At 51.9% G+C, this 25,655-nt stretch carries 33 protein-coding genes, 2 tRNA genes and 4 rRNA genes; 6 read left to right on the top strand and 33 right to left on the bottom strand.

Annotated features, from left to right (window positions below; all coding sequences use genetic code 11):
- Window positions 1-166: 166 nt before the first annotated feature.
- The 6 genes from rrf (KGP21_RS26245) to KGP21_RS26270 form a co-directional block, all read right to left on the bottom strand.
- Window positions 167-282: ribosomal RNA gene (rrf, locus tag KGP21_RS26245) — 5S ribosomal RNA — on the bottom strand.
- 52 nt (window positions 283-334) lie between these two features.
- Window positions 335-410, bottom strand: a tRNA-Thr gene (locus KGP21_RS26250).
- Window positions 411-423: 13 nt separating this feature from the next.
- A 5S ribosomal RNA gene (gene rrf / locus KGP21_RS26255) occupies window positions 424-539 on the bottom strand.
- 104 nt (window positions 540-643) lie between these two features.
- Window positions 644-3,551: ribosomal RNA gene (locus tag KGP21_RS26260) — 23S ribosomal RNA — on the bottom strand.
- Window positions 3,552-3,793: 242 nt separating this feature from the next.
- Window positions 3,794-3,869, bottom strand: a tRNA-Glu gene (locus KGP21_RS26265).
- Between the two features lie 145 nt (window positions 3,870-4,014).
- A 16S ribosomal RNA gene (locus KGP21_RS26270) occupies window positions 4,015-5,555 on the bottom strand.
- The 16S, 23S and 5S rRNA genes sit together here with 2 tRNA genes alongside, the layout of an rRNA operon.
- Before the next feature lie 516 nt (window positions 5,556-6,071).
- Here KGP21_RS26270 and KGP21_RS26275 point away from each other — a divergent pair.
- Window positions 6,072-6,614, top strand: coding sequence for a gamma carbonic anhydrase family protein (locus KGP21_RS26275; RefSeq protein ID WP_021808115.1), 543 nt, complete (start codon window positions 6,072-6,074; stop codon window positions 6,612-6,614).
- A gap of 33 nt (window positions 6,615-6,647) precedes the next feature.
- On the opposite strand, the gene aroE is transcribed toward KGP21_RS26275, so the two are convergent.
- Genes aroE through dprA form a run of 5 tightly spaced genes read right to left on the bottom strand, consistent with a single transcriptional unit; the run spans window position 6,648 to window position 10,192 of the window.
- Window positions 6,648-7,466 (bottom strand): shikimate dehydrogenase, encoded by an 819-nt coding sequence (aroE, locus tag KGP21_RS26280; RefSeq protein ID WP_179249392.1) that lies wholly within the window; start codon window positions 7,464-7,466, stop codon window positions 6,648-6,650.
- Between the two features lie 11 nt (window positions 7,467-7,477).
- Window positions 7,478-8,047 (bottom strand): L-threonylcarbamoyladenylate synthase type 1 TsaC, encoded by a 570-nt coding sequence (tsaC, locus tag KGP21_RS26285; RefSeq protein WP_021808117.1) that lies wholly within the window; start codon window positions 8,045-8,047, stop codon window positions 7,478-7,480.
- A gap of 7 nt (window positions 8,048-8,054) precedes the next feature.
- Window positions 8,055-8,600 carry a type I DNA topoisomerase gene (locus tag KGP21_RS26290; RefSeq protein WP_021182205.1) on the bottom strand — a complete coding sequence of 182 codons (546 nt, stop codon included), beginning with the start codon at window positions 8,598-8,600 and terminating at the stop codon, window positions 8,055-8,057.
- A gap of 25 nt (window positions 8,601-8,625) precedes the next feature.
- On the bottom strand, window positions 8,626-9,099 hold the full coding sequence (locus KGP21_RS26295) for a DUF494 family protein (protein WP_021182206.1): 474 nt from the start codon (window positions 9,097-9,099) through the stop codon (window positions 8,626-8,628).
- Window positions 9,071-10,192 carry a DNA-protecting protein DprA gene (gene dprA / locus KGP21_RS26300; protein ID WP_059199488.1) on the bottom strand — a complete coding sequence of 374 codons (1,122 nt, stop codon included), beginning with the start codon at window positions 10,190-10,192 and terminating at the stop codon, window positions 9,071-9,073. Before dprA ends, KGP21_RS26295 begins: the two co-directional genes overlap by 29 nt.
- Window positions 10,193-10,324: 132 nt before the next feature.
- Here dprA and def point away from each other — a divergent pair, with 132 nt between their 5' ends.
- The 5 genes from def (at window position 10,325) to mscL (ending at window position 15,161) form a co-directional block, all read left to right on the top strand.
- Window positions 10,325-10,834 carry a peptide deformylase gene (def, locus tag KGP21_RS26305; RefSeq protein WP_021182208.1) on the top strand — a complete coding sequence of 170 codons (510 nt, stop codon included), beginning with the start codon at window positions 10,325-10,327 and terminating at the stop codon, window positions 10,832-10,834.
- Between the two features lie 17 nt (window positions 10,835-10,851).
- On the top strand, window positions 10,852-11,796 hold the full coding sequence (gene fmt, locus KGP21_RS26310; protein ID WP_071683074.1) for a methionyl-tRNA formyltransferase: 945 nt from the start codon (window positions 10,852-10,854) through the stop codon (window positions 11,794-11,796).
- Between the two features lie 72 nt (window positions 11,797-11,868).
- Window positions 11,869-13,158 (top strand): 16S rRNA (cytosine(967)-C(5))-methyltransferase RsmB, encoded by a 1,290-nt coding sequence (gene rsmB / locus KGP21_RS26315; RefSeq protein WP_223536543.1) that lies wholly within the window; start codon window positions 11,869-11,871, stop codon window positions 13,156-13,158.
- A 70-nt stretch (window positions 13,159-13,228) separates the two neighbouring features.
- Window positions 13,229-14,605 (top strand): Trk system potassium transporter TrkA, encoded by a 1,377-nt coding sequence (trkA, locus tag KGP21_RS26320; protein WP_021182211.1) that lies wholly within the window; start codon window positions 13,229-13,231, stop codon window positions 14,603-14,605.
- A gap of 139 nt (window positions 14,606-14,744) precedes the next feature.
- Window positions 14,745-15,161: a large-conductance mechanosensitive channel protein MscL gene (gene mscL, locus KGP21_RS26325; RefSeq protein ID WP_021808121.1), complete on the top strand. Its 417-nt coding sequence runs from the start codon at window positions 14,745-14,747 to the stop codon at window positions 15,159-15,161.
- Window positions 15,162-15,212: 51 nt separating this feature from the next.
- On the opposite strand, the gene KGP21_RS26330 is transcribed toward mscL, so the two are convergent.
- The 22 genes from KGP21_RS26330 to rplP form a co-directional block, all read right to left on the bottom strand.
- Window positions 15,213-15,419, bottom strand: a complete 207-nt coding sequence (locus tag KGP21_RS26330; RefSeq protein ID WP_021808122.1) for an alternative ribosome-rescue factor A — start codon at window positions 15,417-15,419, stop codon at window positions 15,213-15,215.
- Window positions 15,420-15,499: 80 nt separating this feature from the next.
- The gene (zntR, locus tag KGP21_RS26335; protein ID WP_223538549.1) at window positions 15,500-15,931 is read right to left on the bottom strand and encodes a Zn(2+)-responsive transcriptional regulator; all 432 of its coding nucleotides are present in this window, start codon (window positions 15,929-15,931) and stop codon (window positions 15,500-15,502) included.
- Between the two features lie 151 nt (window positions 15,932-16,082).
- Entirely contained in the window at window positions 16,083-16,472 is a 390-nt protein-coding gene (gene rplQ, locus KGP21_RS26340; protein ID WP_004929726.1) for a 50S ribosomal protein L17, read from the bottom strand.
- 40 nt (window positions 16,473-16,512) lie between these two features.
- Window positions 16,513-17,502 (bottom strand): DNA-directed RNA polymerase subunit alpha, encoded by a 990-nt coding sequence (gene rpoA, locus KGP21_RS26345; protein ID WP_002919219.1) that lies wholly within the window; start codon window positions 17,500-17,502, stop codon window positions 16,513-16,515.
- 26 nt (window positions 17,503-17,528) lie between these two features.
- Window positions 17,529-18,149 (bottom strand): 30S ribosomal protein S4, encoded by a 621-nt coding sequence (gene rpsD / locus KGP21_RS26350; RefSeq protein WP_021182216.1) that lies wholly within the window; start codon window positions 18,147-18,149, stop codon window positions 17,529-17,531.
- Window positions 18,150-18,182: 33 nt separating this feature from the next.
- On the bottom strand, window positions 18,183-18,572 hold the full coding sequence (gene rpsK / locus KGP21_RS26355) for a 30S ribosomal protein S11 (protein WP_004929731.1): 390 nt from the start codon (window positions 18,570-18,572) through the stop codon (window positions 18,183-18,185).
- A 16-nt stretch (window positions 18,573-18,588) separates the two neighbouring features.
- A complete protein-coding gene (rpsM, locus tag KGP21_RS26360) occupies window positions 18,589-18,945 on the bottom strand; it encodes a 30S ribosomal protein S13 (RefSeq protein WP_021182217.1) in 357 nt (118 codons plus the stop codon).
- Between the two features lie 146 nt (window positions 18,946-19,091).
- Window positions 19,092-19,208: a 50S ribosomal protein L36 gene (gene rpmJ, locus KGP21_RS26365; protein WP_002227352.1), complete on the bottom strand. Its 117-nt coding sequence runs from the start codon at window positions 19,206-19,208 to the stop codon at window positions 19,092-19,094.
- Window positions 19,209-19,241: 33 nt separating this feature from the next.
- Window positions 19,242-20,573 (bottom strand): preprotein translocase subunit SecY, encoded by a 1,332-nt coding sequence (secY, locus tag KGP21_RS26370; protein ID WP_021182218.1) that lies wholly within the window; start codon window positions 20,571-20,573, stop codon window positions 19,242-19,244.
- Window positions 20,574-20,581: 8 nt separating this feature from the next.
- On the bottom strand, window positions 20,582-21,016 hold the full coding sequence (gene rplO, locus KGP21_RS26375; protein WP_021182219.1) for a 50S ribosomal protein L15: 435 nt from the start codon (window positions 21,014-21,016) through the stop codon (window positions 20,582-20,584).
- A 3-nt stretch (window positions 21,017-21,019) separates the two neighbouring features.
- The gene (gene rpmD / locus KGP21_RS26380) at window positions 21,020-21,199 is read right to left on the bottom strand and encodes a 50S ribosomal protein L30 (protein ID WP_004956161.1); all 180 of its coding nucleotides are present in this window, start codon (window positions 21,197-21,199) and stop codon (window positions 21,020-21,022) included.
- Window positions 21,200-21,205: 6 nt separating this feature from the next.
- The gene (gene rpsE, locus KGP21_RS26385) at window positions 21,206-21,706 is read right to left on the bottom strand and encodes a 30S ribosomal protein S5 (protein WP_021182220.1); all 501 of its coding nucleotides are present in this window, start codon (window positions 21,704-21,706) and stop codon (window positions 21,206-21,208) included.
- 14 nt (window positions 21,707-21,720) lie between these two features.
- Window positions 21,721-22,074 carry a 50S ribosomal protein L18 gene (rplR, locus tag KGP21_RS26390; RefSeq protein WP_021182221.1) on the bottom strand — a complete coding sequence of 118 codons (354 nt, stop codon included), beginning with the start codon at window positions 22,072-22,074 and terminating at the stop codon, window positions 21,721-21,723.
- Between the two features lie 9 nt (window positions 22,075-22,083).
- The gene (rplF, locus tag KGP21_RS26395; RefSeq protein WP_021182222.1) at window positions 22,084-22,617 is read right to left on the bottom strand and encodes a 50S ribosomal protein L6; all 534 of its coding nucleotides are present in this window, start codon (window positions 22,615-22,617) and stop codon (window positions 22,084-22,086) included.
- A 14-nt stretch (window positions 22,618-22,631) separates the two neighbouring features.
- Complete coding sequence (gene rpsH / locus KGP21_RS26400; protein WP_021182223.1) at window positions 22,632-23,024, bottom strand: 30S ribosomal protein S8; 393 nt, start codon at window positions 23,022-23,024, stop codon at window positions 22,632-22,634.
- Between the two features lie 30 nt (window positions 23,025-23,054).
- On the bottom strand, window positions 23,055-23,360 hold the full coding sequence (rpsN, locus tag KGP21_RS26405; RefSeq protein ID WP_021182224.1) for a 30S ribosomal protein S14: 306 nt from the start codon (window positions 23,358-23,360) through the stop codon (window positions 23,055-23,057).
- Window positions 23,361-23,373: 13 nt separating this feature from the next.
- Window positions 23,374-23,913, bottom strand: coding sequence for a 50S ribosomal protein L5 (rplE, locus tag KGP21_RS26410; RefSeq protein WP_021808125.1), 540 nt, complete (start codon window positions 23,911-23,913; stop codon window positions 23,374-23,376).
- A 14-nt stretch (window positions 23,914-23,927) separates the two neighbouring features.
- The gene (gene rplX / locus KGP21_RS26415) at window positions 23,928-24,242 is read right to left on the bottom strand and encodes a 50S ribosomal protein L24 (protein WP_021808126.1); all 315 of its coding nucleotides are present in this window, start codon (window positions 24,240-24,242) and stop codon (window positions 23,928-23,930) included.
- A 10-nt stretch (window positions 24,243-24,252) separates the two neighbouring features.
- Window positions 24,253-24,624 carry a 50S ribosomal protein L14 gene (gene rplN, locus KGP21_RS26420; protein WP_020837240.1) on the bottom strand — a complete coding sequence of 124 codons (372 nt, stop codon included), beginning with the start codon at window positions 24,622-24,624 and terminating at the stop codon, window positions 24,253-24,255.
- A gap of 166 nt (window positions 24,625-24,790) precedes the next feature.
- Window positions 24,791-25,045 (bottom strand): 30S ribosomal protein S17, encoded by a 255-nt coding sequence (rpsQ, locus tag KGP21_RS26425; protein ID WP_021182227.1) that lies wholly within the window; start codon window positions 25,043-25,045, stop codon window positions 24,791-24,793.
- A 1-nt stretch (window position 25,046) separates the two neighbouring features.
- On the bottom strand, window positions 25,047-25,238 hold the full coding sequence (rpmC, locus tag KGP21_RS26430; RefSeq protein WP_002218942.1) for a 50S ribosomal protein L29: 192 nt from the start codon (window positions 25,236-25,238) through the stop codon (window positions 25,047-25,049).
- Window positions 25,238-25,648, bottom strand: coding sequence for a 50S ribosomal protein L16 (gene rplP / locus KGP21_RS26435; protein WP_004929764.1), 411 nt, complete (start codon window positions 25,646-25,648; stop codon window positions 25,238-25,240). Before rplP ends, rpmC begins: the two co-directional genes overlap by 1 nt.
- Window positions 25,649-25,655 lie beyond the last annotated feature (7 nt).

The following is a 25,655-nucleotide window of genomic DNA, read 5'->3' on the forward strand; positions in this document are numbered from 1 at the left end:
TTTAGACTTCTAGATGCCCGAAGATAGCGCTTTTTTAGCGTCATGTCGAGGATTCAACGGGAAGGTGAAAATGTTTCATCGCCAGGCTGTCAGCCAGTATGGGGAATTTCAAACCGCACAAAAGCAAAAAGGCCATCCTTGCGGATGGCCTCTTGGCTTAATTGATGCTTGGCAGTGTCCTACTCTCGCATGGGGAGACCCCACACTACCATCGGCGCTACGGCGTTTCACTTCTGAGTTCGGCATGGGGTCAGGTGGGACCACCGCGCTATTGCCGCCAAGCAAATTCTTTTGATTCTTTTTTCTGCCGAACTTCTAAACCACTTAAATAAAGTGGTGCTGATACCCAGAGTCGAACTGGGGACCTCACCCTTACCAAGGGTGCGCTCTACCAACTGAGCCATATCAGCACGCTAATTTGATGCCTGGCAGTGTCCTACTCTCGCATGGGGAGACCCCACACTACCATCGGCGCTACGGCGTTTCACTTCTGAGTTCGGCATGGGGTCAGGTGGGACCACCGCGCTATTGCCGCCAGGCAAATTCGTTTCATTTCAACCGCTTCACTCTCGTGTCGCCATCGAAACCAATCTCGGAACTTCGCTGAAAATTGTCGTCTACTCTAAAACACCTTTGGTGTTGTAAGGTTAAGCCTCACGGATCATTAGTACTGGTTAGCTCAATGCATCGCTGCACTTACACACCCAGCCTATCAACGTCTTAGTCTTAAACGTTCCTTCAGGGACCTTAAAGGCCCAGGGAAGACTCATCTCGAGGCAAGTTTCGCGCTTAGATGCTTTCAGCGCTTATCTTTTCCGCACTTAGCTACCGGGCAGTGCCATTGGCATGACAACCCGAACACCAGTGGTGCGTTCACTCCGGTCCTCTCGTACTAGGAGCAACCCCTCTCAATCTTCCAACGCCCACGGCAGATAGGGACCGAACTGTCTCACGACGTTCTAAACCCAGCTCGCGTACCACTTTAAATGGCGAACAGCCATACCCTTGGGACCTACTTCAGCCCCAGGATGTGATGAGCCGACATCGAGGTGCCAAACACCGCCGTCGATATGAACTCTTGGGCGGTATCAGCCTGTTATCCCCGGAGTACCTTTTATCCGTTGAGCGATGGCCCTTCCATTCAGAACCACCGGATCACTAAGACCTACTTTCGTACCTGCTCGAGCCGTCACTCTCGCAGTCAAGCTAGCTTATGCCTTTGCACTAACCTCACGATGTCCGACCGTGATTAGCTAACCTTCGTGCTCCTCCGTTACTCTTTGGGAGGAGACCGCCCCAGTCAAACTACCCACCAGACACTGTCCTCACCCCGGATCACGGGGCCGAGTTAGAACATCAAACATTAAAGGGTGGTATTTCAAGGTTGGCTCCATGCAGACTGGCGTCCACACTTCAAAGCCTCCCACCTATCCTACACATCAAGGCTCAATGTTCAGTGTCAAGCTATAGTAAAGGTTCACGGGGTCTTTCCGTCTTGCCGCGGGTACACTGCATCTTCACAGCGAGTTCAATTTCACTGAGTCTCGGGTGGAGACAGCCTGGCCATCATTACGCCATTCGTGCAGGTCGGAACTTACCCGACAAGGAATTTCGCTACCTTAGGACCGTTATAGTTACGGCCGCCGTTTACTGGGGCTTCGATCAAGAGCTTCGCCTTGCGGCTGACCCCATCAATTAACCTTCCAGCACCGGGCAGGCGTCACACCGTATACGTCCACTTTCGTGTTTGCACAGTGCTGTGTTTTTATTAAACAGTTGCAGCCAGCTGGTATCTGCGACTGGCTTCAGCTCCGAGAGCAAGTCTCTTCACCTACGCGCCAGCGTGCCTTCTCCCGAAGTTACGGCACCATTTTGCCTAGTTCCTTCACCCGAGTTCTCTCAAGCGCCTTGGTATTCTCTACCTGACCACCTGTGTCGGTTTGGGGTACGATTTGATGTTACCTGATGCTTAGAGGCTTTTCCTGGAAGCAGGGCATCAACTACTTCTGCACCGTAGTGCATCGTCATCACGCCTCAGGGTTGGTAGCGTTCCGGATTTACCAGGAACACCCCCCTACACGCTTAAACCGGGACAACCGTCGCCCGGCTAGCCTAGCCTTCTCCGTCCCCCCTTCGCAGTAACACCGAGTACAGGAATATTAACCTGTTTCCCATCGACTACGCCTTTCGGCCTCGCCTTAGGGGTCGACTCACCCTGCCCCGATTAACGTTGGACAGGAACCCTTGGTCTTCCGGCGAGCGGGTTTTTCACCCGCTTTATCGTTACTTATGTCAGCATTCGCACTTCTGATACCTCCAGCAAACCTCACAGTTCACCTTCAACGGCTTACAGAACGCTCCCCTACCCAACAACGCCTGAGCGTCGCTGCCGCAGCTTCGGTGCATGGTTTAGCCCCGTTACATCTTCCGCGCAGGCCGACTCGACCAGTGAGCTATTACGCTTTCTTTAAATGATGGCTGCTTCTAAGCCAACATCCTGGCTGTCTATGCCTTCCCACATCGTTTCCCACTTAACCATGACTTTGGGACCTTAGCTGGCGGTCTGGGTTGTTTCCCTCTTCACGACGGACGTTAGCACCCGCCGTGTGTCTCCCGTGATAACATTCTTCGGTATTCGGAGTTTGCATCGGTTTGGTAAGCCGGGATGGCCCCCTAGCCGAAACAGTGCTCTACCCCCGAAGATGAGTTCACGAGGCGCTACCTAAATAGCTTTCGGGGAGAACCAGCTATCTCCCGGTTTGATTGGCCTTTCACCCCCAGCCACAAGTCATCCGCTAATTTTTCAACATTAGTCGGTTCGGTCCTCCAGTTAGTGTTACCCAACCTTCAACCTGCCCATGGCTAGATCACCGGGTTTCGGGTCTATACCTTGCAACTATTCGCCCAGTTAAGACTCGGTTTCCCTACGGCTCCCCTATACGGTTAACCTTGCTACAAAATATAAGTCGCTGACCCATTATACAAAAGGTACGCAGTCACACCACGAAGGTGCTCCCACTGCTTGTACGTACACGGTTTCAGGTTCTATTTCACTCCCCTCGCCGGGGTTCTTTTCGCCTTTCCCTCACGGTACTGGTTCACTATCGGTCAGTCAGGAGTATTTAGCCTTGGAGGATGGTCCCCCCATATTCAGACAGGATGTCACGTGTCCCGCCCTACTCATCGAACTCACAGTTAATGCATTTTAGTGTACGGGGCTATCACCCTTTGCTGCGCGACTTTCCAGACGCTTCCACTAACACAAGAACTGATTCAGGTTCTGGGCTGTTCCCCGTTCGCTCGCCGCTACTAGGGGAATCTCGGTTGATTTCTTTTCCTCGGGGTACTTAGATGTTTCAGTTCCCCCGGTTCGCCTCGTATGGCTATGTATTCACCATACGATAGTGTGTCGAAACACACTGGGTTTCCCCATTCGGGTATTGCCGGTTATAACGGTTCATATCACCTTACCGACACTTTTCGCAGATTAGCACGCCCTTCATCGCCTCTGACTGCCTAGGCATCCACCGTGTACGCTTAGTCACTTAACCTCACAACCCGAAGGTGTTTCTGTAAACAGAGACACTGTCGTGCTGTTTATTTGAGAGACTCTATGACAGGTTAATCCTTACCCCAATACTTCTACGGAGGGATAAGTTTCAGCTGTCATGTTTCAATTTTCAGCTTGTTCCAGATTGTTAAAGAGCAATATCTTAAACACGACTCGCAAGAGTCATCTTTAAGATAATCAGTCACGAATGACCGGTGATAATGTCTTTCACTCATTATCGGATGGCGTCCCCAAGGGGATTCGAACCCCTGTTACAGCCGTGAAAGGGCAGTGTCCTAGGCCTCTAGACGATGGGGACACAAAATCCGATTAAACCCAGGGTTTAACCGTTTCTCGTATCAGCATGAGTCCAGAAGACTCATTACATCAACAGGTAGCGCTTTGCTCATTACTTTTCATCAGACAATCTGTGTGGACACTGCACGCAACTGCATATCTTTAGGTAAGGAGGTGATCCAACCGCAGGTTCCCCTACGGTTACCTTGTTACGACTTCACCCCAGTCATGAATCACAAAGTGGTAAGCGCCCTCCCGAAGGTTAAGCTACCTACTTCTTTTGCAACCCACTCCCATGGTGTGACGGGCGGTGTGTACAAGGCCCGGGAACGTATTCACCGTAGCATTCTGATCTACGATTACTAGCGATTCCGACTTCACGGAGTCGAGTTGCAGACTCCGATCCGGACTACGACATACTTTATGAGGTCCGCTTGCTCTCGCGAGTTCGCTTCTCTTTGTATATGCCATTGTAGCACGTGTGTAGCCCTACTCGTAAGGGCCATGATGACTTGACGTCATCCCCACCTTCCTCCGGTTTATCACCGGCAGTCTCCTTTGAGTTCCCGCCATTACGCGCTGGCAACAAAGGATAAGGGTTGCGCTCGTTGCGGGACTTAACCCAACATTTCACAACACGAGCTGACGACAGCCATGCAGCACCTGTCTCACAGTTCCCGAAGGCACCAATCCATCTCTGGAAAGTTCTGTGGATGTCAAGAGTAGGTAAGGTTCTTCGCGTTGCATCGAATTAAACCACATGCTCCACCGCTTGTGCGGGCCCCCGTCAATTCATTTGAGTTTTAACCTTGCGGCCGTACTCCCCAGGCGGTCGACTTAACGCGTTAGCTCCGGAAGCCACGCCTCAAGGGCACAACCTCCAAGTCGACATCGTTTACAGCGTGGACTACCAGGGTATCTAATCCTGTTTGCTCCCCACGCTTTCGCACCTGAGCGTCAGTCTTTGTCCAGGGGGCCGCCTTCGCCACCGGTATTCCTCCAGATCTCTACGCATTTCACCGCTACACCTGGAATTCTACCCCCCTCTACAAGACTCTAGCTTGCCAGTTTCAAATGCAGTTCCCAAGTTAAGCTCGGGGATTTCACATCTGACTTAACAAACCGCCTGCGTGCGCTTTACGCCCAGTAATTCCGATTAACGCTTGCACCCTCCGTATTACCGCGGCTGCTGGCACGGAGTTAGCCGGTGCTTCTTCTGCGAGTAACGTCAATGAACAGTGCTATTAACACCGAACCCTTCCTCCTCGCTGAAAGTGCTTTACAACCCGAAGGCCTTCTTCACACACGCGGCATGGCTGCATCAGGCTTGCGCCCATTGTGCAATATTCCCCACTGCTGCCTCCCGTAGGAGTCTGGACCGTGTCTCAGTTCCAGTGTGGCTGGTCATCCTCTCAGACCAGCTAGGGATCGTCGCCTAGGTGAGCCATTACCTCACCTACTAGCTAATCCCATCTGGGCACATCCGATGGTGTGAGGCCCGAAGGTCCCCCACTTTGGTCCGAAGACGTTATGCGGTATTAGCTACCGTTTCCAGTAGTTATCCCCCTCCATCGGGCAGTTTCCCAGACATTACTCACCCGTCCGCCGCTCGTCACCCAGGAGCAAGCTCCTTGTGCTACCGCTCGACTTGCATGTGTTAGGCCTGCCGCCAGCGTTCAATCTGAGCCATGATCAAACTCTTCAATTAAAAGCTTGATTTGCTGCAACTCGTGCAGCGATGCTCGAAAATTAACTTTCGTAATCATTCATTCGCATGAATGACTGCTTGGTCACTCTTCAAGACTTGATATTTTTTTGCTACCGAAGCAGCTGGATATCGTCTTGTGAGTGCCCACACAGATTGTCTGATAAATTGTTAAAGAGCAGTGAGTTACGCGCTTTCGCTTGCTAACTCGAGGTGGCGTATATTACGCTTTCCTCTTTCAGAGTCAACCTTAATTTCAGGTTTTTTCTCTGCGACCCCCGGAGACTCTGTGAAGTTGTTCACATGTTCCGTGTCGATGGAGGCGCATTATAGGGATCCCATTTTTTTCCACAACCCCTTTTTAGATCTTTTCTTACCGACTGCGCACTTTTCCGCCCTTTCGCACGGATCTTGCCCGATCAAGGTCGTTTTACCGACGATCCCCCGTGTTAACTGGTTGTAATTCCACCGTCAAAGTCTAGTATTGCCGGTAATAAGATCCTTATACGAGGCAATCCCATGTCCAATTCAGTGCGTCCTTATCTGCATTACTCCCCTCAAATTGGCCAACGCGTCATGATCGATCCTTCCAGCGTAGTGATCGGCAACGTTGATCTGGCTGATGACGTCAGCGTTTGGCCCTTGGTTGCCATCCGCGGTGATGTCAACGCGGTAAAGATCGGCGCACGCAGTAATATCCAGGATGGCAGCATTCTGCATGTCACCCATCAATCCGATTATAATCCGGCGGGTTACCCTTTACTGATCGGCGAGGATGTCACCGTTGGGCATAAAGCCATGCTGCATGGTTGTACCATCGGTAATCGCGTTTTGGTGGGGATGGGCTCCATTCTGCTCGACGGTGCCGTAATAGAAGATGATGTGATGATTGGTGCAGGTAGCCTGGTCGCACCCGGCAAGCATCTGGAGAGTGGCTACTTATATGTAGGCAGCCCTGCACGCCGGGTTAGAGCCTTGACCCCGGCGGAACTGGAAGGGCTACGCTATTCGGCCAATAACTATGTACGTTGGAAAGACGAATATCTCAGTGAAGATATCTAACTGCCCCGCCCTGCTTGCCAGAGCGGGGCCCCCTCACACCGCCATTTCCTGACGTAATTGCTGCAATACCGGTTCGATCTCCGGCATCACGCCATGCCATAAAAAGAAAGCATGGGCAGCCTGCCCCACCAGCATGCCTAAACCGTCCGCATAATGTTGCGCCCCCAACTGCTGAGCCCAGGCCAGGAATGGGGTGCTGCCCTGTTGGTAGAACATGTCATAGCACCGGGTCGTGCTGTGGATAATACTGTCAGGCAGTGCCGGGATCTCCCCCTTGAATCCTGAAGCAGTCGCGTTGATCACTAAATCAAAATGCTGTTGATCCAGCCGATCCAGCGGCAAGGCAGCGATCTCCCCCAGATGCCGGAACGCCGCTGCCAACTCCTCGGCACGGCTGAAGGTGCGGTTGGTCAACACCACTTCACAACCAAAAGAGAGCAATGGCAGGATCACGCCGCGCGCAGCACCACCGGCTCCAACCAGCAACACGCGGTCACTTGGCAGAATCAAACGTTGGCGTTCAAGATCAGACAGCAAACCGATACCGTCGGTGTTATCCCCCAGCAGCTTTCCATCGGGCAATACCTTTAGCGTATTCACCGCACCGGCCATTGCCGCCCTTTCGCTAAGTTCGCTTGCTGCCTCATAGGCACATTCTTTAAAAGGGACGGTGACGTTGGCCCCTTGGCCACCAGCAGCAATAAACCGTTGCAAGGTAGGTACAAATCCGTCCAACGGAGCCAGTACCGTGCCGTAGGGGTGTTCGATCCCGGTTTGCTGCGCAAACAGCGCGTGGATGCGTGGGGACTTGCTATGAGCAATCGGGTTACCGAATACCGCGAACTTCTCCATAGATCTAGCCTCTAGCCCTGACGGATCTGCTCACCGGTCAAAGCATCTCTGATTTCAGAAGGGTTTAACCGGCCACCCACGTTACCTGCCAGCACCGGGAAAGCGTCACCAAACTGCTGTATCACTTCGGCTACGGTGCGGCACGGCTCCTCACCGCTTAAGTTGGCACTGGTTGACACCAGCGGCTTACCGAACTGGCGGCACAGCTGTTGCACCAAAGGATGATCGCTAACGCGCACGGCCAACGAACTAAAGCGCCCTGTCAGCAGGGCTGGCGTTTGCGGTTTTGCCGGGATCACCCAGGTTACCGGGCCAGGCCAACTGGCAAAGATCGTGGCACGCTGCTGCTCGTTCAATGCGCCATCATCAATATACGGCGCTAGCTGAGCATAATCGGCAGCGATCAGGATCAAGCCTTTTTCCCACGGACGTTGTTTCAAGGCCAACAGCTGTCTGACGGCCTGTTCGCTATCTGGGTCACACCCCAGACCGAATACCGCTTCTGTTGGATAAGCGATTACTTGCTGGTTTTCCAGCGCGGCAATAATAGGCGCGAATGCGGAAGTTTGTTCTGGGTTCATAGCTTGATTATTCTGAGATAGCGACGGGTTTTCCGCACAGTTTACTGGCGCAGCAAAGCGTTGGGCCTTTTGCCGTGCGCTTTTCCATCAGTAATGGATAGTGGCAGTAAGCACACTCACCGGCGACGGGTTTAAAATTGAGTACAAACTGACATTCCGGATAGCGATCGCAGGAATGGAACACCTTGCCATAGCGAGATTTGCGCTGCAGCAGTTGGCCTTGGCCACACTGAGGGCAGGCGATGCTGGTTTCATCCGGTTTGTCGATCACTTCAGTATGATCGCAGTCGGGATAATGGCTGCAACCGATAAACATGCCATAACGTCCCTGGCGCAACACCAGCGTTGCCTGGCATTTCGGGCATTGCTGGCCCTCCAGCACTTTGACGATATGGCCATCCGCCTGCGCTTTCAAAGGCCGGATATACTCGCACTGCGGATATTGAGAACAGCCGAGAAAGGGGCCGTGGCGACCACTGCGGATCACCAACTCGGCCCCGCATTCCGGACAGGGTTCATTTTGCCTCGCGGCAAAAATCGCTGGTTTTGTCATAACGTCTTCTATGCCTGTTACCTACTCAGTGCAGGTAACCTTCGTTTACTTCAAATAACAGTTCTTCCATCTGCTGATAGGCGCTCTCATATCCGGGGATATTGAACAACACCATCAGCACTACCCATTTCAGATCTTCGAGATCAAATTCCGTATTATCCAAAGCCATAACACGATCGATAACCATTTCACGGGTTTCGAGGTTCAATACCTGGATCTGTTCTAGGAACAGGAGAAAACCACGGCAACCGGCATCTAAACGCACGCTCTCTTCTTCGGTGTAGATCCGCATAGCCAGCGGATCGGCATCCATAAAATAAGGGGCATTCTCGCCTTCCTGGAGGTCTGCAAGCTTTTCGAGCCAATTCAACGCGTTGAAGATATCATCACGATCAAATCCTGCTTCGGTAAGATCGTCGGTCAAGGTATCCTGATCAACGTGCATCTCTGGCTCATTGTGGATATAGGTCTCAAACAAATACATGAGTACGTCGAACATGGCATGCCCTCCTTATTCGGACATAGCCGCCGGGTACAGCTGCGATCCAACCTGCTAACTCCAGATCGAGTAATTTGATTACTACCTCTGGCACAGGTTGGCCGGCACGTTCAGCGACGACGTCAACAGGTGTCACCTCATCTCCTACGTTAGCCAACACATCGGCAAATGGCAATTCAACTTCGGCCTCTGATGCAGAAATAGTTGTATTTTCGCTCACGGACAGCCATTGCAGCCCACTTCCCAGCTGTTCTGCGATATCTTTTGGGCCGGTGACCAGGCTGGCCCCCTGCTGGATCAGCCAATGAGTTCCCTCGCTCATCGGGTTACCCAATGCTCCCGGCAGGGCAAACACTTCGCGCCCCTGTTCTAACGCATAGCGCGCGGTGATCAGCGACCCGCTACGCAATGAAGCCTCTATGACCACCACGCCCGCGCTTAACCCACTAATAATACGGTTACGACGCGGGAAATGAGCCGCCAGCGGCAAATCGGTAGCCAGATGCTCGGAAATCACCGCGCCACCCTGCTCAATGATTTGCTCCGCCAGCCGGCGATGGCGGCGTGGGTAGATATTTGCCAGACCGCTACCCAATACCGCAATGGTGACCCCTTCAGCCTCCAAAGTGGCACGGTGACAAATCCCGTCAATGCCAATCGCCAAGCCGCTGGTGATGGCGAAACCGCAATGCACCAACCCGCTGGCAAAGTAACTGCCCCACTGCTCGCCATAGTGGCTGAACTGACGGCTACCCACCATAGCGATTTGCGGCTGTTGCAAAACCTCTATATCGCCCTGCACCATCAGTAATAACGGCGCGTCATCGATATGCGCCAAGAGTTCGGGATACGCTGGCTCACCGTATCGCACCATCTGATTGCCCGGCTGCTCCAGCCAGTTGAGCGTTGCCTTGAGATATTGCCCATGCCCCCGCCGAAACTGCCTTTGCTGCTGGTCATTCAGCCCCAGGGGCTTAAGCAACCGATAAGGATCGCCGCCTTCGGCAATCAGGCGATCGATAATCTGGCTGGCCTGCGGGGCGTCGATCTTTGTCACCGCATGCATACGTAGAGCGATTTCTTCTGGCCGCATGGAGCATTCCCTCGCTGCAATTAGGGGATTACCAATTCGTGCAATTGGTCTGGGATGCTGTCAATCAGGCCAAGAAATGTCTAGAATAGAAGCTAATCACTGTTCATCACTCGGATACAGATCTTAAGATATATGTCAGTCTTGCAGGTATTACATTTCCCAGACGAGCGGCTACGCAAAATTGCGGCCCCGGTAAAAGAAGTCAATGCAGATATCCAGCGCATCGTGGATGATATGTTTGAAACCATGTACGCAGAGGAAGGCATTGGCCTGGCTGCGACACAGGTCGATATTCATCAGCGCATTATTGTCATCGACGTTTCTGAAAACCGCGATCAACGCCTGGTGTTGATCAACCCGGAACTGCTGGAAAAAAGCGGTGAAACCGGTATCGAAGAAGGCTGCCTTTCCATCCCTGAGCAACGCGCCCTGGTGCCACGCGCAGAGAAAGTGAAGATCCGCGCCCTCAATCGTGAAGGACAACCTTTTGAGCTTGAGGCCGATGACCTGCTGGCAATCTGTATCCAGCACGAAATGGATCATCTGGTTGGCAAACTGTTTGTCGATTACCTGTCGCCGTTGAAACGCCAACGTATCCGTCAGAAACTGGAAAAAATGGCCAAGCTTGAAGCTCGCGCCTAACCGATCAGGAAATCAACGTGTCTGACTCTTTACGGATTATTTTTGCCGGAACTCCAGACTTTGCAGCGCGTCACCTAGACGCGCTGTTGTCATCTGGGCACCAGGTGGTCGGCGTCTTCACCCAGCCCGATCGCCCCGCAGGCCGCGGTAACAAACTGACGCCAAGCCCGGTCAAGGTGCTGGCCGAACAGCATCAAATCCCCGTTTTCCAGCCTAAGTCACTGCGCCCGCAAGAGAATCAGCATCTGGTTGCCGACCTGAATGCGGACGTGATGGTGGTGGTAGCCTATGGCCTGATCCTGCCGAAAGCCGTGCTGGATATGCCTCGCCTGGGCTGTATCAACGTTCATGGTTCTCTGCTGCCACGCTGGCGCGGTGCGGCACCGATCCAACGCGCTTTGTGGGCTGGCGATAGCGAAACTGGCGTAACCATCATGCAAATGGACGTGGGTCTCGATACCGGCGACATGATGCACAAGATCGCTTGCTCGATCGAAGCCACGGATACCAGTGCCAGCCTGTACAACAAGCTGGCAGAACTGGGGCCACAAGGGCTGTTGATTACCTTGCAGCAATTGGCGGCGGGTACGGTGCAGCGAGAAGTTCAAGACGAAGCGCTGGTGACCTACGCAGAAAAGCTGAGCAAGGAAGAGGCACGCCTGGATTGGAGCCTTTCTGCCGAACAGTTGGAACGCTGTATTCGTGCTTTCAACCCTTGGCCAATCAGCTATTTCACCATCGACGATCAACCGGTGAAAGTCTGGCAGGCAACCGTGCTGGCGGAAACCGCCAACGCAGAACCGGGTACTATCGTGCACGCCGACAAGCACGGCATTCAGGTGGCTACCGCGCAAGGTATTCTCAACCTCACGCAGCTCCAGCCTGCTGGTAAAAAACCGATGTCGGCACAAGATTTACTGAATTCTCGCCGCGAATGGTTCACGCCGGGCAACCGGTTATAAGCCACTCCCATTGCCCGGCCATTGTTGCCGGGCTGTTCGTTTCTTAATGCCGATCGTAATCCGCCTTAGCCTATGAAAAACAATTACAATCTCCGAAGCATTGCTGCCAAGGCCATCGGCCAGGTACTGGATCAAGGGCAGTCGCTCAGCACCATTTTGCCCGCATTACAAAAAAACATTTCTGATAAAGACCGTGGGCTATTGCAGGAGCTCTGCTTTGGTACGCTGCGGGTGCTGCCGCAGCTCGAATGGTGCATCCAGCAGTTAATGGCAAAGCCTATGACCGGTAAACAGCGCCCACTGCACTATTTGCTGATGGTTGGCCTGTATCAGTTGCTGTATACCCGTATTCCACCGCACGCAGTGTTAGCCGAAACGGTTGAAGGCGCGGTCGCCTTGAAGCGCCCACAGCTGAAAGGATTGATTAACGGTGTACTGCGCCAGTTCCAACGCCAGCAAGAAGAACTGCTGGCACGTGCAGCCAATAACGAAAGCCGCTATCTGCACCCTAGCTGGTTGCTTAAACGCATCAAACTGGCTTATCCGGCACAGTGGGAACAGATCGTTGATGCCAATAATCAGAAGCCGCCAATGTGGCTGCGCGTTAATCGTCTGCACCATACCCGTGAAGATTATCTGCAGCTTATGCAGCAGGCTGGCATTGCTGCCGAGCCTCATGCGGAGTATCGCGACGCAGTGCGCTTGTTGGCCCCGTGCCCAGTAACGGACTTGCCCGGCTTCTCCGAGGGCTGGGTAACGGTACAAGACGCCTCCGCTCAAGGTTGCGTTGATCTGCTGGATCCGCAAAACGGCGAACAGATCCTCGATCTTTGCGCAGCCCCCGGCGGCAAAACGACCCATATTCTGGAAGCCGCTCCTAAAGCTCACGTGCTCGCCGTGGATATTGACGAACAGCGTTTAAGCCGGGTGAAAGAAAACCTGCAGCGCCTGCGCCAGCATGCAGAAGTTCGCCAGGGTGATGGCCGCACCCCGCAGGAATGGTGCGGTGACCAACAGTTCGATCGTATCCTGTTAGATGCCCCTTGTTCCGCCACCGGCGTTATTCGCCGCCACCCGGATATCAAATGGCTGCGTCGTGACAGCGATATCGCCGAACTGGCCGCCTTACAGAGTGAGATTTTGGAAGCCATCTGGCCACGCCTGAAACCCGGCGGCGTGATGGTCTATGCCACCTGCTCTATTCTGCCGCAGGAAAATAGCGAGCAGATGGCCGCGTTCCTGCAACGTCACGGCGATGCCAAGCTGGTTGAAACCGGCGATGTACAATCACCAGGTAAACAGAATCTTCCTCATCCTGAGGATGGCGATGGTTTCTTTTACGCTAAGCTGATTAAAATATAACTGTTCAGGGAGCGCCCGCGGGCATTCTCAACTATCGGCTACGGCCGTCGCAGATCGAGCAGAGAAATCGATGAAAATAATTATTCTTGGCGCAGGACAAGTAGGCGGAACACTGGCTGAAAACCTGGTGGGTGAAAATAACGATATCACCGTGGTCGATACCGATACCGGGCGCCTACGCCAGTTGCAGGACAAGTTTGACCTGCGCGTCGTCCAGGGGCACGGCTCCCACCCACGTGTGTTACGTGAAGCCGGTGCCGAAGATGCCGATATGCTGGTTGCCGTCACCAACTCTGACGAAACCAATATGGTCGCCTGCCAGATCGCTTATACGCTGTTTAACACCCCGAACCGCATTGCACGGATCCGGGCGCCGGATTATATCCGTGAGTCCGAGAAGCTATTCCATCCAGAAGCGGTGCCCATCGACCACCTGATCTCACCCGAGCAGTTGGTTATCGATTACATCTACAAGCTGATCGAATACCCTGGCGCCTTGCAGGTGGTGAACTTTGCCGACGGCAAGGTCAGCATCGCCGCTGTGAAGGCCTATTATGGCGGCCCACTGGTGGGGAATGCTCTGTCTGCCATGCGTGAGCATATGCCACATATCGATACTCGCGTGGCGGCTATTTTTCGCCATGACCGCCCGATACGCCCGCAAGGCTCGACCATAATCGAAGCCGGCGATGAGGTGTTCTTCGTTGCCGCATCACAGCATATCCGCGCAGTAATGAGTGAGCTGCAACGGCTCGAAAAGCCCTATAAACGCATCATGATCGTCGGCGGTGGTAACGTAGGTGCCGGACTGGCGCATCGGTTGGAAAAATCGTACAACGTGAAGCTGATTGAGAAAAACCAGCAACGTGCCGCCGAACTGGCAGAGCAACTGCACGATACCATCGTATTTTACGGTGATGCCTCCGATCAGGAACTGCTGGCCGAAGAGCATGTCGAGCAGGTGGACGTATTTATTGCCATCACCAACGATGACGAAGCCAATATCATGTCTGCCATGCTGGCCAAGCGCATGGGGGCCAAAAAGGTGATGGTATTGATCCAGCGCCGTGCCTATGTCGATCTGGTCCAGGGCAGCGTGATTGATATCGCAATTTCGCCACAGCAGGCCACCATCTCCGCGCTGCTGGGGCACGTACGTAAAGCCGATATTGTCAGCGTCTCCTCATTGCGCCGCGGCGTTGCCGAAGCCATTGAAGCGATTGCCCATGGCGATGAAAGCACCTCCAAGGTGGTAGGCCGTATGGTCGAAGAGATTAAGCTGCCGCCAGGTACCACCATTGGCGCGATCGTGCGCGGCGATGATGTGATCATTGCCAACGGCAACAGCCGGATCCAGCAAGGTGACCACGTGATCATGTTTATTACCGATAAGAAATTTGTGCCAGACGTTGAGCGCCTGTTCCAACCAAGCCCGTTCTTCTTATAGATACTTAAATCATGCGAATGATTTTTTGACACATCCCAAGTCGAGGATTAGGAAAAACAAAAAATTTTCCTATACTGATTGTGTCAAAGGGGAATTGCTTTGTTAAAATTGCGTTACTAATTTTTTGAGGGGTGTTTTGATGGGTATGTTAAAAGAGTTCCGCGAATTTGCCATGCGTGGCAACGTGGTCGATCTGGCAGTAGGTGTGATCATTGGTGCGGCATTCGGTAAAATTGTGTCTTCCCTGGTTGCCGACATCATCATGCCACCTTTGGGGCTGCTGATCGGTGGCGTTGATTTCAAACAGTTCCATCTGGTACTGCGTGAAGCCAAAGACAATGTCCCAGCGGTAGTGATGAACTATGGCTCCTTCCTGCAGAATATCTTTGATTTCGTGATCGTCGCCTTTGCGATCTTTATGGCCATCAAATTGATGAACAAAATGCGCCGTAAAGAAGTTGAAGAGCCGGCCGCACCGCCAGCGCCAACCGCAGAAGAGAAGCTGCTGACAGAAATCCGCGATCTGCTGAGTCAGCAACAGCAGCCGAAGCTGTAATTCACCGCTTATAACGCTAAAAGCCATCTTACGAGATGGCTTTTTTGTGGGTTAAAACCAGAAGGCCAGTGGTAAATTGTCGTTGGGCAATTTACCACTGGCCTCCCAGTTACCGCCTTTTGCATGTTTGTCTTTACGCCGGTAGCTGCCTTTCCCTTTACTGTTCTTCTCTACCCGTTGGCGGAAAAGAGGGTCATGTAGCAACGCCTCAATGGCATTGTCCTGGATCTTGCCTTTGGTATGACGATATTGAGTCATCATGGTCTTCCTGTTGGTTGGTGATAATAAACGCGCCGATAATACTGCTGGCCAGATAAAAATTAAAGCCCCATACGCCGTTAAACCGCACTTTTAGCTTTCTCTTCGCTGGCTCCCTGCTCCAAAGCCTCCAGGATCGAACAATAATTGCTGGTGTGTTCGCTACCACAGCAGGCATCGCTGAGCCTTTTCAGCGACTTACGCATTCTGGTTAACTCGATCAGCTTGCTTTCAACCTCATGCAGGCGCGCATCAACGATGGACTTCGACTCTTCGCAGGTGTGATGCTCTGGATCTACACGGATAGACAGCAACTCGGCAATAGTTTCCAGCGTAAAGCCCAGTTGCTTGGCATAGCGGATAAAACGCAGGCGTTGTAAGTCCTGATCGCTATACAGCCGGTAGCCGCCCTCGGTACGAACATGATGATCCATCATGCCTTGCTTCTCGTAATAGCGCACAGTATCTGGCGTTACGCCAGCCAGCTTGGCTAATTGCCCAATCTTGAACATCATGACTTCTCCGTGTTGCACTTATCACTGATAGCCTGAGCATAGCGAATATGGGGAGGGATCTTAAGCATTGCCGGGAGGGAAGAGCACGTTTGGCGAGCTACAGATGTAAAAAAACCGGGCAAGCCCGGTTTTTTTACGCTTCCACAGATTACTCTGCAGTTGCTACTTCTGCTTGAGACTCAGCACGATCAACCAGCTCGATGTATGCCATCGGCGCGTTGTCGCCTGCGCGGAAGCCACACTTCAGAATGCGAGTGTAACCACCGGCACGGCTCGCAAAACGCGGGCCTAGCTCGTTAAACAGTTTTGCCACGATCTCGTTATCACGAGTACGGGCGAATGCCAGACGACGATTAGCAACGCTGTCGGTCTTGGCAAGAGTAATCAGCGGCTCAACAACGCGACGCAGCTCTTTCGCTTTTGGCAGGGTCGTCTTGATGATCTCATGACGAACCAAAGAGCCGGCCATGTTACGGAACATAGCCTGGCGATGGCTGCTGTTACGGTTCAGTTGACGACCACTCTTACGATGGCGCATGACCTTATCCTTCTCAGTAAAACCTTAACCTGTGATCCGGTTACTCGTCAGCAATGCTAGCCGGTGGCCAATTTTCCAGGCGCATGCCCAGAGAAAGTCCACGGGAAGCCAGCACGTCTTTAATCTCAGTAAGAGATTTTTTACCCAGGTTAGGCGTTTTCAACAGCTCAACCTCGGTACGCTGTACCAGATCACCGATGTAGTGGATAGCTTCTGCCTTAAGGCAGTTAGCAGAGCGGACAGTCAATTCCAGATCGTCAACAGGGCGCAGCAGGATCGGATCGAACTCTGGTTTCTCTTCTTTCACTTCCGGCTGACGTACATCACGTAGGTCAACGAAAGCTTCCAGTTGTTCAGCCAGAATGGTGGCCGCACGGCGGATCGCCTCTTCAGGATCGATCGTACCATTGGTTTCCATCTCGATGACCAGCTTGTCCAGGTCAGTACGCTGTTCTACACGCGCTGCTTCAACATTGTAGGCAATACGCTCTACAGGGCTATAGCAGGCGTCAACCAACAGACGACCAATCGGGCGCTCATCTTCTTCCGAATGAATTCGGGCAGAAGCCGGCACATAACCACGACCGCGCTGAACTTTGATACGCATGCTGATAGCAGCGTTCTCATCGGTCAGGTGGCAGATAACGTGCTGCGGCTTGACGATTTCGACATCACCATCATGGGTAATGTCGGCAGCGGTCACAGGGCCAATGCCAGATTTATTCAGGGTAAGAATAACTTCATCTTTCCCTTGAACTCTCACCGCCAGCCCTTTCAGGTTGAGCAAGATCTCCAGGATATCTTCCTGTACGCCTTCTTTGGTGCTGTACTCATGTAGTACACCATCAATCTCAACCTCGGTCACCGCGCAACCCGGCATAGATGAAAGCAGAATACGGCGCAGTGCGTTGCCAAGAGTATGGCCAAAGCCACGCTCTAACGGCTCAAGGGTCACCTTGGCGTGCGTCGAACTGACTTGCTCGATATCTACCAGGCGCGGTTTTAGAAACTCTGTCACAGAACCCTGCATTGTGTCCTCTCTTTGAAACTCAAGCCTTACTTGGAGTAAAGCTCGACGATCAGGTGTTCGTTAATGTCGGCGGACAGATCGGTACGTTCAGGAATACGTTTGAACACACCTTCCATCTTCGCAGCATCAACTTCCAGCCAAGTCGGCTTTTCACGCTGCTCAGCCAGCTCCAGAGAAGCCTTAACACGAGACTGCTTTTTAGCTTTCTCGCGGATGCTGACTACGTCATTCGGAGATACCTGATAAGAAGCGATGTTAACAACGCGACCATTTACCATAACGGCTTTATGGCTAACCAGCTGACGTGATTCTGCACGAGTGGCGCCGAAGCCCATACGGTAAACTACGTTGTCCAGACGACCTTCCAGAAGGGTCAACAGGTTTTCACCGGTGTTGCCTTTCAGGCGGGTTGCTGCTTTGTAATAGTTACGGAACTGACGCTCCAGAACACCGTACATACGGCGAACTTTTTGCTTTTCACGTAACTGTACACCGTAGTCAGACAGACGCGGTTTACGCGCACCGTGTTGACCAGGTGGCTGTTCAATTTTGCACTTTGAATCTATCGCGCGAACGCCAGACTTCAGGAACAGGTCTGTGCCCTCGCGGCGGCTAAGCTTGAGCTTAGGACCCAAATATCTTGCCATTTTCTTTCTCCAACAATCCGAAAAGCAGGGGCGTTACACGCGACGCTTTTTCGGTGGACGACAACCGTTATGAGGAATCGGAGTCACATCGGTAATATTAGTGATGCGGAAACCAGCCGCGTTCAGAGCGCGGATAGTAGACTCACGACCAGGACCAGGTCCTTTAACCATAACTTCCAGGTTCTTGATACCGTATTCTTTAACTGCGTCAGCACAACGCTCGGCTGCAACCTGAGCTGCAAACGGAGTTGACTTACGAGAACCACGGAAACCGGAACCACCGGCTGTTGCCCAACCCAAAGCATTACCCTGACGATCGGTAATAGTCACAATGGTGTTGTTGAAAGAAGCATGGATATGAGCCACGCCGTCAGAGACTTGTTTTCTTACACGCTTACGTGTACGAACAGGTGCCTTTGCCATTATTCAATCACCCCGATTATTTCTTGATCGGTTTACGCGGACCCTTACGGGTACGTGCGTTGGTCTTAGTACGCTGACCGCGAACTGGCAGACCACGACGATGGCGTAAACCACGGTATGTACCAAGATCCATCAGACGCTTGATGCTCAGGGTAACTTCACGACGCAAATCACCTTCAACAGTGAATTTGGCAACTGCTTCACGCAGTTGTTCAATTTGCTCTTCAGACAGCTCACTGATCTTAACATTTTCAGCAATACCCGTCTCAGCACAGATAGACTGTGAACGAGTTTTGCCGATTCCGAAGATCGACGTTAACGCGATAACGGTATGTTTATGATCAGGAATGTTAATGCCTGCTATACGGGCCACTATGCACTCCTACTAATTTTTACGGCAACACCATTCTGAAAAGCCCGTTTTCAGGATACTCAAATAATGTTGCAGCTACATACAAAAGATTGGCTGGCTAATCTAGCCAGCTCAACCCAACTTTGCAAGAAAAATATGCGAGATAATCAGCCTTGACGCTGTTTATGCTTCGGCTCGGCGCTGCAAATCACACGAACGACACCGTTACGCTTAACGATTTTGCAGTTACGACATAATTTCTTGACGGAAGCACGAACTTTCATTTTTACTCTCCGTAACTTCTCAAACGCACCAGATTAGCGGTTATAGCCTTTCAGGTTTGCTTTCTTCAATGCAGACTCGTACTGACTTGACATCATCAGAGTTTGCACTTGAGCCATAAAGTCCATGATGACGACAACCACGATCAGTAGCGAGGTACCACCAAAGTAGAATGGTACTTTCATTGCATCACGCATGAACTCCGGGATCAGGCAGATGAAAGTAATGTACATCGCGCCCACCAGGGTTAAACGCGTCATCACTTTATCGATATATTTCGCCGTTTGCTCTCCCGGACGAATTCCTGGTACGAAGGCACCGGACTTCTTCAGGTTATCTGCTGTTTCACGCGGGTTGAAAACCAACGCCGTGTAGAAGAAACAGAAGAAGATGATTGCAGACGCATAGAGTAACACATAAAGCGGTTGTCCAGGCTGCAAATACAGCGAAATCGTTGTCAGCCAGTTCCAACCGGTACCGCCCCCAAACCATGATGCAATCGTGGCAGGGAACAGAATAATGCTGGAAGCGAAGATTGCCGGGATTACCCCTGCCATATTCACTTTCAACGGTAAGTGTGTGCTCTGTGCTGCGTAAACACGACGACCCTGTTGACGTTTCGCATAGTTAACGACGATACGACGTTGACCACGTTCAATGAAAACAACGAAGAAGGTTACTGCAAACACTAATACTGCAACCAACAGCAACAAGAGGAAGTGCAGGTCGCCTTGCCGAGCTTGCTCAATAGTATGGCCAACTGCCGGCGGAAGACCCGCCACAATACCCGCGAAGATAATGATTGAGATACCGTTACCGATACCACGTTCAGTAATCTGCTCACCCAGCCACATCAGGAACATTGTCCCGGTAACCAGACTCACAACCGCAGTAAAGTAGAATGCAAAGCCTGGGTTTAACACCAGGCCCTGCATACCAGGCATATTCGGCAGACCGGTAGCAATACCGATCGACTGGAATATGGCCAACACCAGCGTACCGTAGCGGGTGTACTGGCTAATCTTGCGACGGCCAGCCTCCCCTTCTTTCTTGATTTCCGCCAACGCTGGGTGAACCACCGTCAGTAACTGGATAATGATCGAGGCCGAAATGTACGGCATGATCCCCAGAGCAAAAATAGAAGCACGGCTGAGAGCACCACCAGAGAACATGTTAAACATTTCAATGATGGTGCCTCTCTGCTGTTCGAGCAGTTTGGCAAGCACAGTGGCATCGATACCAGGAATCGGAATGAAAGAGCCAATGCGGAAAACAATCAGCGCGCCGATAACAAACAAAAGTCTGCGCTTCAGCTCGCCGAGTCCGCCTTTAGCACTTTGAAAATCTAATCCTGGTTGCTTAGCCATCAGCTTACTTATTCCTCAATTTTACCGCCAGCAGCCTCGATAGCAACACGAGCGCCTTTGGTGACACGCAGACCACGCAGGGTAACCGGACGAGTGATTTCGCCAGAAAGCATAACTTTCGCGAACTCGATCTGGGTACCAACAACGTTAGCGGCTTTCAGCGTGTTCAGGTCGATTACGTCGCCTTCAACAAGAGCCAGTTCAGACAGACGAACTTCTGCCGTGATCATAGCTTTGCGAGAGGTGAAGCCGAATTTCGGCAAACGACGATATAAAGGCATCTGACCACCTTCAAACCCACGACGTACGCCACCGCCAGAACGTGAGTTCTGACCTTTGTGACCACGACCGGCGGTTTTACCCAGGCCAGAACCAATACCACGACCTACACGCTTAGGCGCATGCTTGGCACCTTCAGCCGGAGACAGAGTATTTAAACGCATCTGTTACTCCTCAACCTTAACCATGTAGGAAACCAGGTTGATCATACCGCGTACAGCAGGAGTATCCTCGCGCTCTACGGTGTGACCAATACGACGCAGACCCAGACCGAGCAGTGTAGCTTTATGCTTCGGCAGACGGCCAATGGAGCTGCGAACTTGTGTAACTTTGATAGTCTTAGCCATGGTCAATTACCCCAGAATGTCTGCAACGGATTTACCACGCTTGGCAGCGACCATTTCAGGAGACTTCATATTAGCCAAAGCGTCGATAGTTGCACGAACCACGTTGATCGGGTTGGTGGAACCATAAGCTTTAGCCAGTACGTTGTGCACCCCAGCAACTTCGAGAACGGCGCGCATTGCACCACCCGCGATGATACCGGTACCTTCATGAGCTGGCTGCATGAACACACGGGAACCCGTATGAGCACCTTTAACAGGGTGCTGCAGGGTGCCGCCGTTCAGCGCGACATTCATCATGTTGCGACGGGCTTTTTCCATCGCTTTCTGGATCGCTGCTGGAACTTCGCGTGCTTTGCCGTAGCCAAAACCAACGCGACCGTTACCATCACCAACTACTGTCAGTGCGGTAAAGCTGAAAATACGGCCACCTTTTACGGTTTTAGATACGCGGTTTACCGCGATCAGCTTTTCCTGCAGTTCGCCAGCTTGTTTTTCGATGTGAGCCATCTTAAACCTCTTCCTTAGAACTGAAGGCCAGCTTCACGGGCAGCATCTGCCAGTGCCTGGACTCGACCATGATATTGGAAACCGGAACGGTCAAAGGATACTTTCGCAATCCCTTTTTCCAACGCGCGCTCAGCCAGAGCTTTACCTACGGCTGCTGCTGCGTCTTTGTTACCGGAGTACTTCAATTGCTCAGTGATAGCTTTTTCTAAAGTAGAAGCGGCTACCAGAACTTCAGAACCATTAGGAGCAATGACCTGTGCGTAAATGTGACGCGGGGTACGATGTACCACCAGGCGGGTTGCACCCAGTTCTTTGAGCTTACGGCGTGCGCGGGTCGCACGACGGATACGAGCAGATTTCTTATCCATAGTGTTACCTTACTTCTTCTTAGCCTCTTTGGTACGCACGACTTCGTCGGCGTAACGGACACCCTTGCCTTTATAAGGCTCAGGACGGCGGTAGGCACGCAGATCTGCAGCAACCTGGCCAATAACCTGCTTATCAGCGCCTTTCAGCACGATTTCAGTTTGGCTTGGGCATTCAGCAGTAATACCTGCTGGCAGCTGGTGATCGATTGGGTGAGAGAAGCCCAGGGCTAAATTCACCACGTTGCCTTTAACAGCAGCACGATAACCAACACCTACCAGTTGAAGCTTCTTGGTGAAACCTTCGGTAACACCGACAACCATTGCGTTCAGCAGAGCGCGCGTGGTACCCGCTTGGGCCCATGCGTTAGCAAAACCTTCGCGCGGTGCGAAAGTCAGTGCGTTAGCTTCTTGCTTCACTTCAACGGCGTCATGGACTGTACGAGTCAGCTCGCCGTTCTTACCCTTAACCGAAATAACCTGACCGTTGAGTTTTACCTCTACGCCGGCAGGAATGACGACGGGTGCTTTTGCAACACGAGACATTCTTTCCTCCCGAATTAAGCTACGTAGCAGATAATCTCGCCACCAAGACCAGCTTGGCGAGCTGCACGATCGGTCATAACACCTTTAGAGGTAGAAATAACAGCGATACCCAGACCGGCCATAACTTTTGGCAGTGCATCTTTTTTCTTATAGATGCGCAGACCTGGACGACTGATACGCTGAATGCTTTCTACCACTGCCTTGCCCTGGAAGTACTTCAGTACCAGTTCCAGAACAGGCTTGGTGTCGCCTTCAATTTTGAAATCTTCAATAAAACCTTCTTCCTTCAGCACGTTGGCAATTGCCACTTTCAGCTTGGAGGAAGGCATGGTGACCGCAACTTTGTTCGCGGCTTGACCGTTACGGATACGGGTCAGCATATCCGCGATCGGATCTTGCATGCTCATCTGTCTTTACTCCCGTGATTCAATTGGTAATTACCAGCTAGCCTTTTTCAAGCCTGGTACTTCACCGCGCATAGCGGCTTCACGTAGCTTGATACGGCTCAACCCGAATTTGCCCACATAACCATGTGGACGGCCAGTTTGACGGCAGCGTTTACGCTGACGAGACGGGCTGGAATCACGCGGCAGAGACTGGAGCTTGAGAACAGCATCCCAACGATCTTCGTCAGAAGAGTTCACACCAGAAATGATAGCTTTCAATTCCTCGCGTTTAGCGCGGTACTTGTCAGCCAGTTTCACGCGAACGACTTCGCGTGCTTTCATTGATTGCTTAGCCATTAGTAACCCTGCCTTACTTGCGGAACGGGAAGTTAAAAGCAGCCAACAGCGCGCGGCCTTCATCATCAGATTTCGCAGAAGTGGTAATGGTAATATCCAAACCACGAACGCGATCGACTTTGTCGTAGTCGATTTCTGGGAAGATGATTTGCTCACGCACACCCATGCTGTAGTTACCACGGCCATCGAATGACTTAGCGGACAAGCCACGGAAGTCACGGATACGTGGAACAGCAATGGAAATCAGACGCTCAAAGAACTCCCACATGCGTTCGCCACGCAGAGTTACTTTACAGCCGATCGGATAGCCCTGGCGGATTTTGAAGCCTGCAACAGATTTGCGTGCTTTGGTGATGAACGGCTTTTGACCGGAGATTGCTGCCAAGTCAGCTGCTGCATTATCCAGCAGTTTCTTGTCAGCGATCGCTTCACCAACACCCATATTCAGGGTGATCTTCTCGACCCGAGGGACTTGCATGACAGAGTTGTAATCAAACTGAGACATCAGTTGTTTGACTACCTCGTCTTTGTAGTAATCATGCAGTTTCGCCATCGTCATACTCCAAATTACTTGATAGTTTCGCTATTTGATTTGAAGAAACGGACTTTTTTGCCGTCTTCGAATCTAAAGCCTACACGGTCAGCCTTACCGGTAGCCGAGTTGAACAGCGCAATGTTGGAAACCTGAATAGCAGCTTCTTTTTCAACAATGCCACCTGGTTGGTTCAGGGCCGGGACCGGCTTCTGATGTTTCTTAACCAGGTTGATACCTTCAACAATGACCTTACCAGCAGACAGGACATTTTTTACTTTACCGCGTTTACCTTTGTCTTTCCCGGTAAGCACGATAACTTCGTCATCACGACGGATTTTCGCTGCCATGGTTCGCTCCTTAGAGTACTTCTGGTGCCAGAGAGATAATTTTCATGAACTTCTCATTACGCAGTTCACGAGTTACCGGCCCAAAAATACGCGTACCGATAGGTTGCTCGCTGTTATTGTTTAAAATAACGCATGCATTACCATCGAAGCGAATGACAGAACCGTCCGGGCGACGTACACCCTTCTTGGTGCGCACCACTACCGCCTTCAGCACATCGCCTTTCTTCACCTTACCGCGCGGAATTGCTTCCTTGATGGTAATTTTGATGACGTCGCCGATGCCTGCGTAGCGACGGTGCGAGCCACCTAGAACCTTGATACACATTACGCGACGTGCACCGGAGTTGTCGGCCACGTTCAGCATAGTCTGTTCTTGGATCATGTTAGTGCTCCGCTAATGTCAACTACAACTTTAGGACCTATTACTAGGTCGTTGAAAAGCCCCATAACCGAGGGCGCAGCATTATAACACCGCTTCCAGAGTATGGGTAGAAAAAATAAACGGCTCACTTTCTGAGCCGTTTATTAAGTTAGAGTCAGCTACTCTATTACAGAATCGCTTTATCTACAATGCGAACCAACGTCCATGACTTAGTCTTGGACAGTGGACGGCATTCGCGGATTTCTACCACGTCACCGATACCACATTCGTTGTTCTCATCATGTACATGCAGCTTAGTCGTACGCTTGATGAATTTCCCGTAGATCGGGTGCTTCACCGTACGTTCGATAGCAACAACCATGGATTTCTCCATTTTGTCACTAACAACACGACCTTGCAGAGTACGGATAATATCAGTCATTTTACGCACCCGCCTTTTCAGTCAGTAAAGTCTTAACGCGTGCGACATTACGACGCACTTGTTTCAACAGGTGAGTTTGTTGCAGTTGGCCACTCGCCGCCTGCATGCGTAAGTTGAATTGCTCACGCAGCAGGTTGAGCAGCTCAGTGTTCAGCTCTTCAACACTTTTTTCACGCAGCTCTTGTGCTTTCATTACATCACCGTCTTAGTTACAAAGGTGGTTTTGATCGGCAGTTTAGCTGCTGCCAGCTTGAACGCTTCACGGGCGACTTCTTCTGGAACGCCGTCCATTTCGTACAGGACTTTGCCAGGTTGGATCAGGGCAACCCAATACTCCACGTTACCCTTACCTTTACCCATACGCACTTCAAGAGGCTTCTCGGTGATTGGTTTGTCCGGGAATACACGGATCCAAATCTTACCTTGACGCTTCACTGCACGAGTCATTGCACGACGAGCTGCTTCGATTTGACGAGCAGTCAGACGGCCACGGCCAACAGCTTTCAGACCGAAAGTGCCGAAGCTAACATCCGTACCTTGCGCCAGACCACGGTTGCGGCCCTTGTGCACCTTACGGAATTTTGTACGCTTTGGTTGTAACATCAGCGAC

Origin of the sequence: Serratia sp. JSRIV004 (assembly GCF_019968705.1) — a bacterium.
GTDB lineage: Bacteria > Pseudomonadota > Gammaproteobacteria > Enterobacterales > Enterobacteriaceae > Chania > Chania fonticola_B.

Excerpts from the sequence above, each read along its gene's own strand:
- rpsH (WP_021182223.1), bottom strand. The coding sequence starts at position 23,024 with ATGAGCATGCAAGATCCGATCGCGGATATGCTGACCCGTATCCGTAAC.
- rplO (WP_021182219.1), bottom strand. The coding sequence starts at position 21,016 with ATGCGTTTAAATACTCTGTCTCCGGCTGAAGGTGCCAAGCATGCGCCT.
- rpsD (WP_021182216.1), bottom strand. The coding sequence starts at position 18,149 with ATGGCAAGATATTTGGGTCCTAAGCTCAAGCTTAGCCGCCGCGAGGGC.
- KGP21_RS26275 (WP_021808115.1), top strand. The coding sequence starts at position 6,072 with ATGTCCAATTCAGTGCGTCCTTATCTGCATTACTCCCCTCAAATTGGC.
- rplQ (WP_004929726.1), bottom strand. The coding sequence starts at position 16,472 with ATGCGCCATCGTAAGAGTGGTCGTCAACTGAACCGTAACAGCAGCCAT.
- trkA (WP_021182211.1), top strand. The coding sequence starts at position 13,229 with ATGAAAATAATTATTCTTGGCGCAGGACAAGTAGGCGGAACACTGGCT.
- rpoA (WP_002919219.1), bottom strand. The coding sequence starts at position 17,502 with ATGCAGGGTTCTGTGACAGAGTTTCTAAAACCGCGCCTGGTAGATATC.
- rplF (WP_021182222.1), bottom strand. The coding sequence starts at position 22,617 with ATGTCTCGTGTTGCAAAAGCACCCGTCGTCATTCCTGCCGGCGTAGAG.
- rpmC (WP_002218942.1), bottom strand. The coding sequence starts at position 25,238 with ATGAAAGCACAAGAGCTGCGTGAAAAAAGTGTTGAAGAGCTGAACACT.
- rplN (WP_020837240.1), bottom strand. The coding sequence starts at position 24,624 with ATGATCCAAGAACAGACTATGCTGAACGTGGCCGACAACTCCGGTGCA.
- rpmJ (WP_002227352.1), bottom strand. The coding sequence starts at position 19,208 with ATGAAAGTTCGTGCTTCCGTCAAGAAATTATGTCGTAACTGCAAAATC.
- rplE (WP_021808125.1), bottom strand. The coding sequence starts at position 23,913 with ATGGCGAAACTGCATGATTACTACAAAGACGAGGTAGTCAAACAACTG.
- rpsQ (WP_021182227.1), bottom strand. The coding sequence starts at position 25,045 with ATGACTGATATTATCCGTACTCTGCAAGGTCGTGTTGTTAGTGACAAA.
- rplX (WP_021808126.1), bottom strand. The coding sequence starts at position 24,242 with ATGGCAGCGAAAATCCGTCGTGATGACGAAGTTATCGTGCTTACCGGG.
- rplR (WP_021182221.1), bottom strand. The coding sequence starts at position 22,074 with ATGGATAAGAAATCTGCTCGTATCCGTCGTGCGACCCGCGCACGCCGT.
- KGP21_RS26330 (WP_021808122.1), bottom strand. The coding sequence starts at position 15,419 with ATGACTCAATATCGTCATACCAAAGGCAAGATCCAGGACAATGCCATT.
- secY (WP_021182218.1), bottom strand. The coding sequence starts at position 20,573 with ATGGCTAAGCAACCAGGATTAGATTTTCAAAGTGCTAAAGGCGGACTC.
- tsaC (WP_021808117.1), bottom strand. The coding sequence starts at position 8,047 with ATGAACCCAGAACAAACTTCCGCATTCGCGCCTATTATTGCCGCGCTG.
- KGP21_RS26290 (WP_021182205.1), bottom strand. The coding sequence starts at position 8,600 with ATGACAAAACCAGCGATTTTTGCCGCGAGGCAAAATGAACCCTGTCCG.
- rplP (WP_004929764.1), bottom strand. The coding sequence starts at position 25,648 with ATGTTACAACCAAAGCGTACAAAATTCCGTAAGGTGCACAAGGGCCGC.
- rpsK (WP_004929731.1), bottom strand. The coding sequence starts at position 18,572 with ATGGCAAAGGCACCTGTTCGTACACGTAAGCGTGTAAGAAAACAAGTC.
- zntR (WP_223538549.1), bottom strand. The coding sequence starts at position 15,931 with ATGTTCAAGATTGGGCAATTAGCCAAGCTGGCTGGCGTAACGCCAGAT.
- rpsE (WP_021182220.1), bottom strand. The coding sequence starts at position 21,706 with ATGGCTCACATCGAAAAACAAGCTGGCGAACTGCAGGAAAAGCTGATC.
- rsmB (WP_223536543.1), top strand. The coding sequence starts at position 11,869 with ATGAAAAACAATTACAATCTCCGAAGCATTGCTGCCAAGGCCATCGGC.
- rpsN (WP_021182224.1), bottom strand. The coding sequence starts at position 23,360 with ATGGCTAAGCAATCAATGAAAGCACGCGAAGTCGTTCGCGTGAAACTG.
- dprA (WP_059199488.1), bottom strand. The coding sequence starts at position 10,192 with ATGCGGCCAGAAGAAATCGCTCTACGTATGCATGCGGTGACAAAGATC.
- rpmD (WP_004956161.1), bottom strand. The coding sequence starts at position 21,199 with ATGGCTAAGACTATCAAAGTTACACAAGTTCGCAGCTCCATTGGCCGT.
- KGP21_RS26295 (WP_021182206.1), bottom strand. The coding sequence starts at position 9,099 with ATGTTCGACGTACTCATGTATTTGTTTGAGACCTATATCCACAATGAG.
- def (WP_021182208.1), top strand. The coding sequence starts at position 10,325 with ATGTCAGTCTTGCAGGTATTACATTTCCCAGACGAGCGGCTACGCAAA.
- aroE (WP_179249392.1), bottom strand. The coding sequence starts at position 7,466 with ATGGAGAAGTTCGCGGTATTCGGTAACCCGATTGCTCATAGCAAGTCC.
- mscL (WP_021808121.1), top strand. The coding sequence starts at position 14,745 with ATGGGTATGTTAAAAGAGTTCCGCGAATTTGCCATGCGTGGCAACGTG.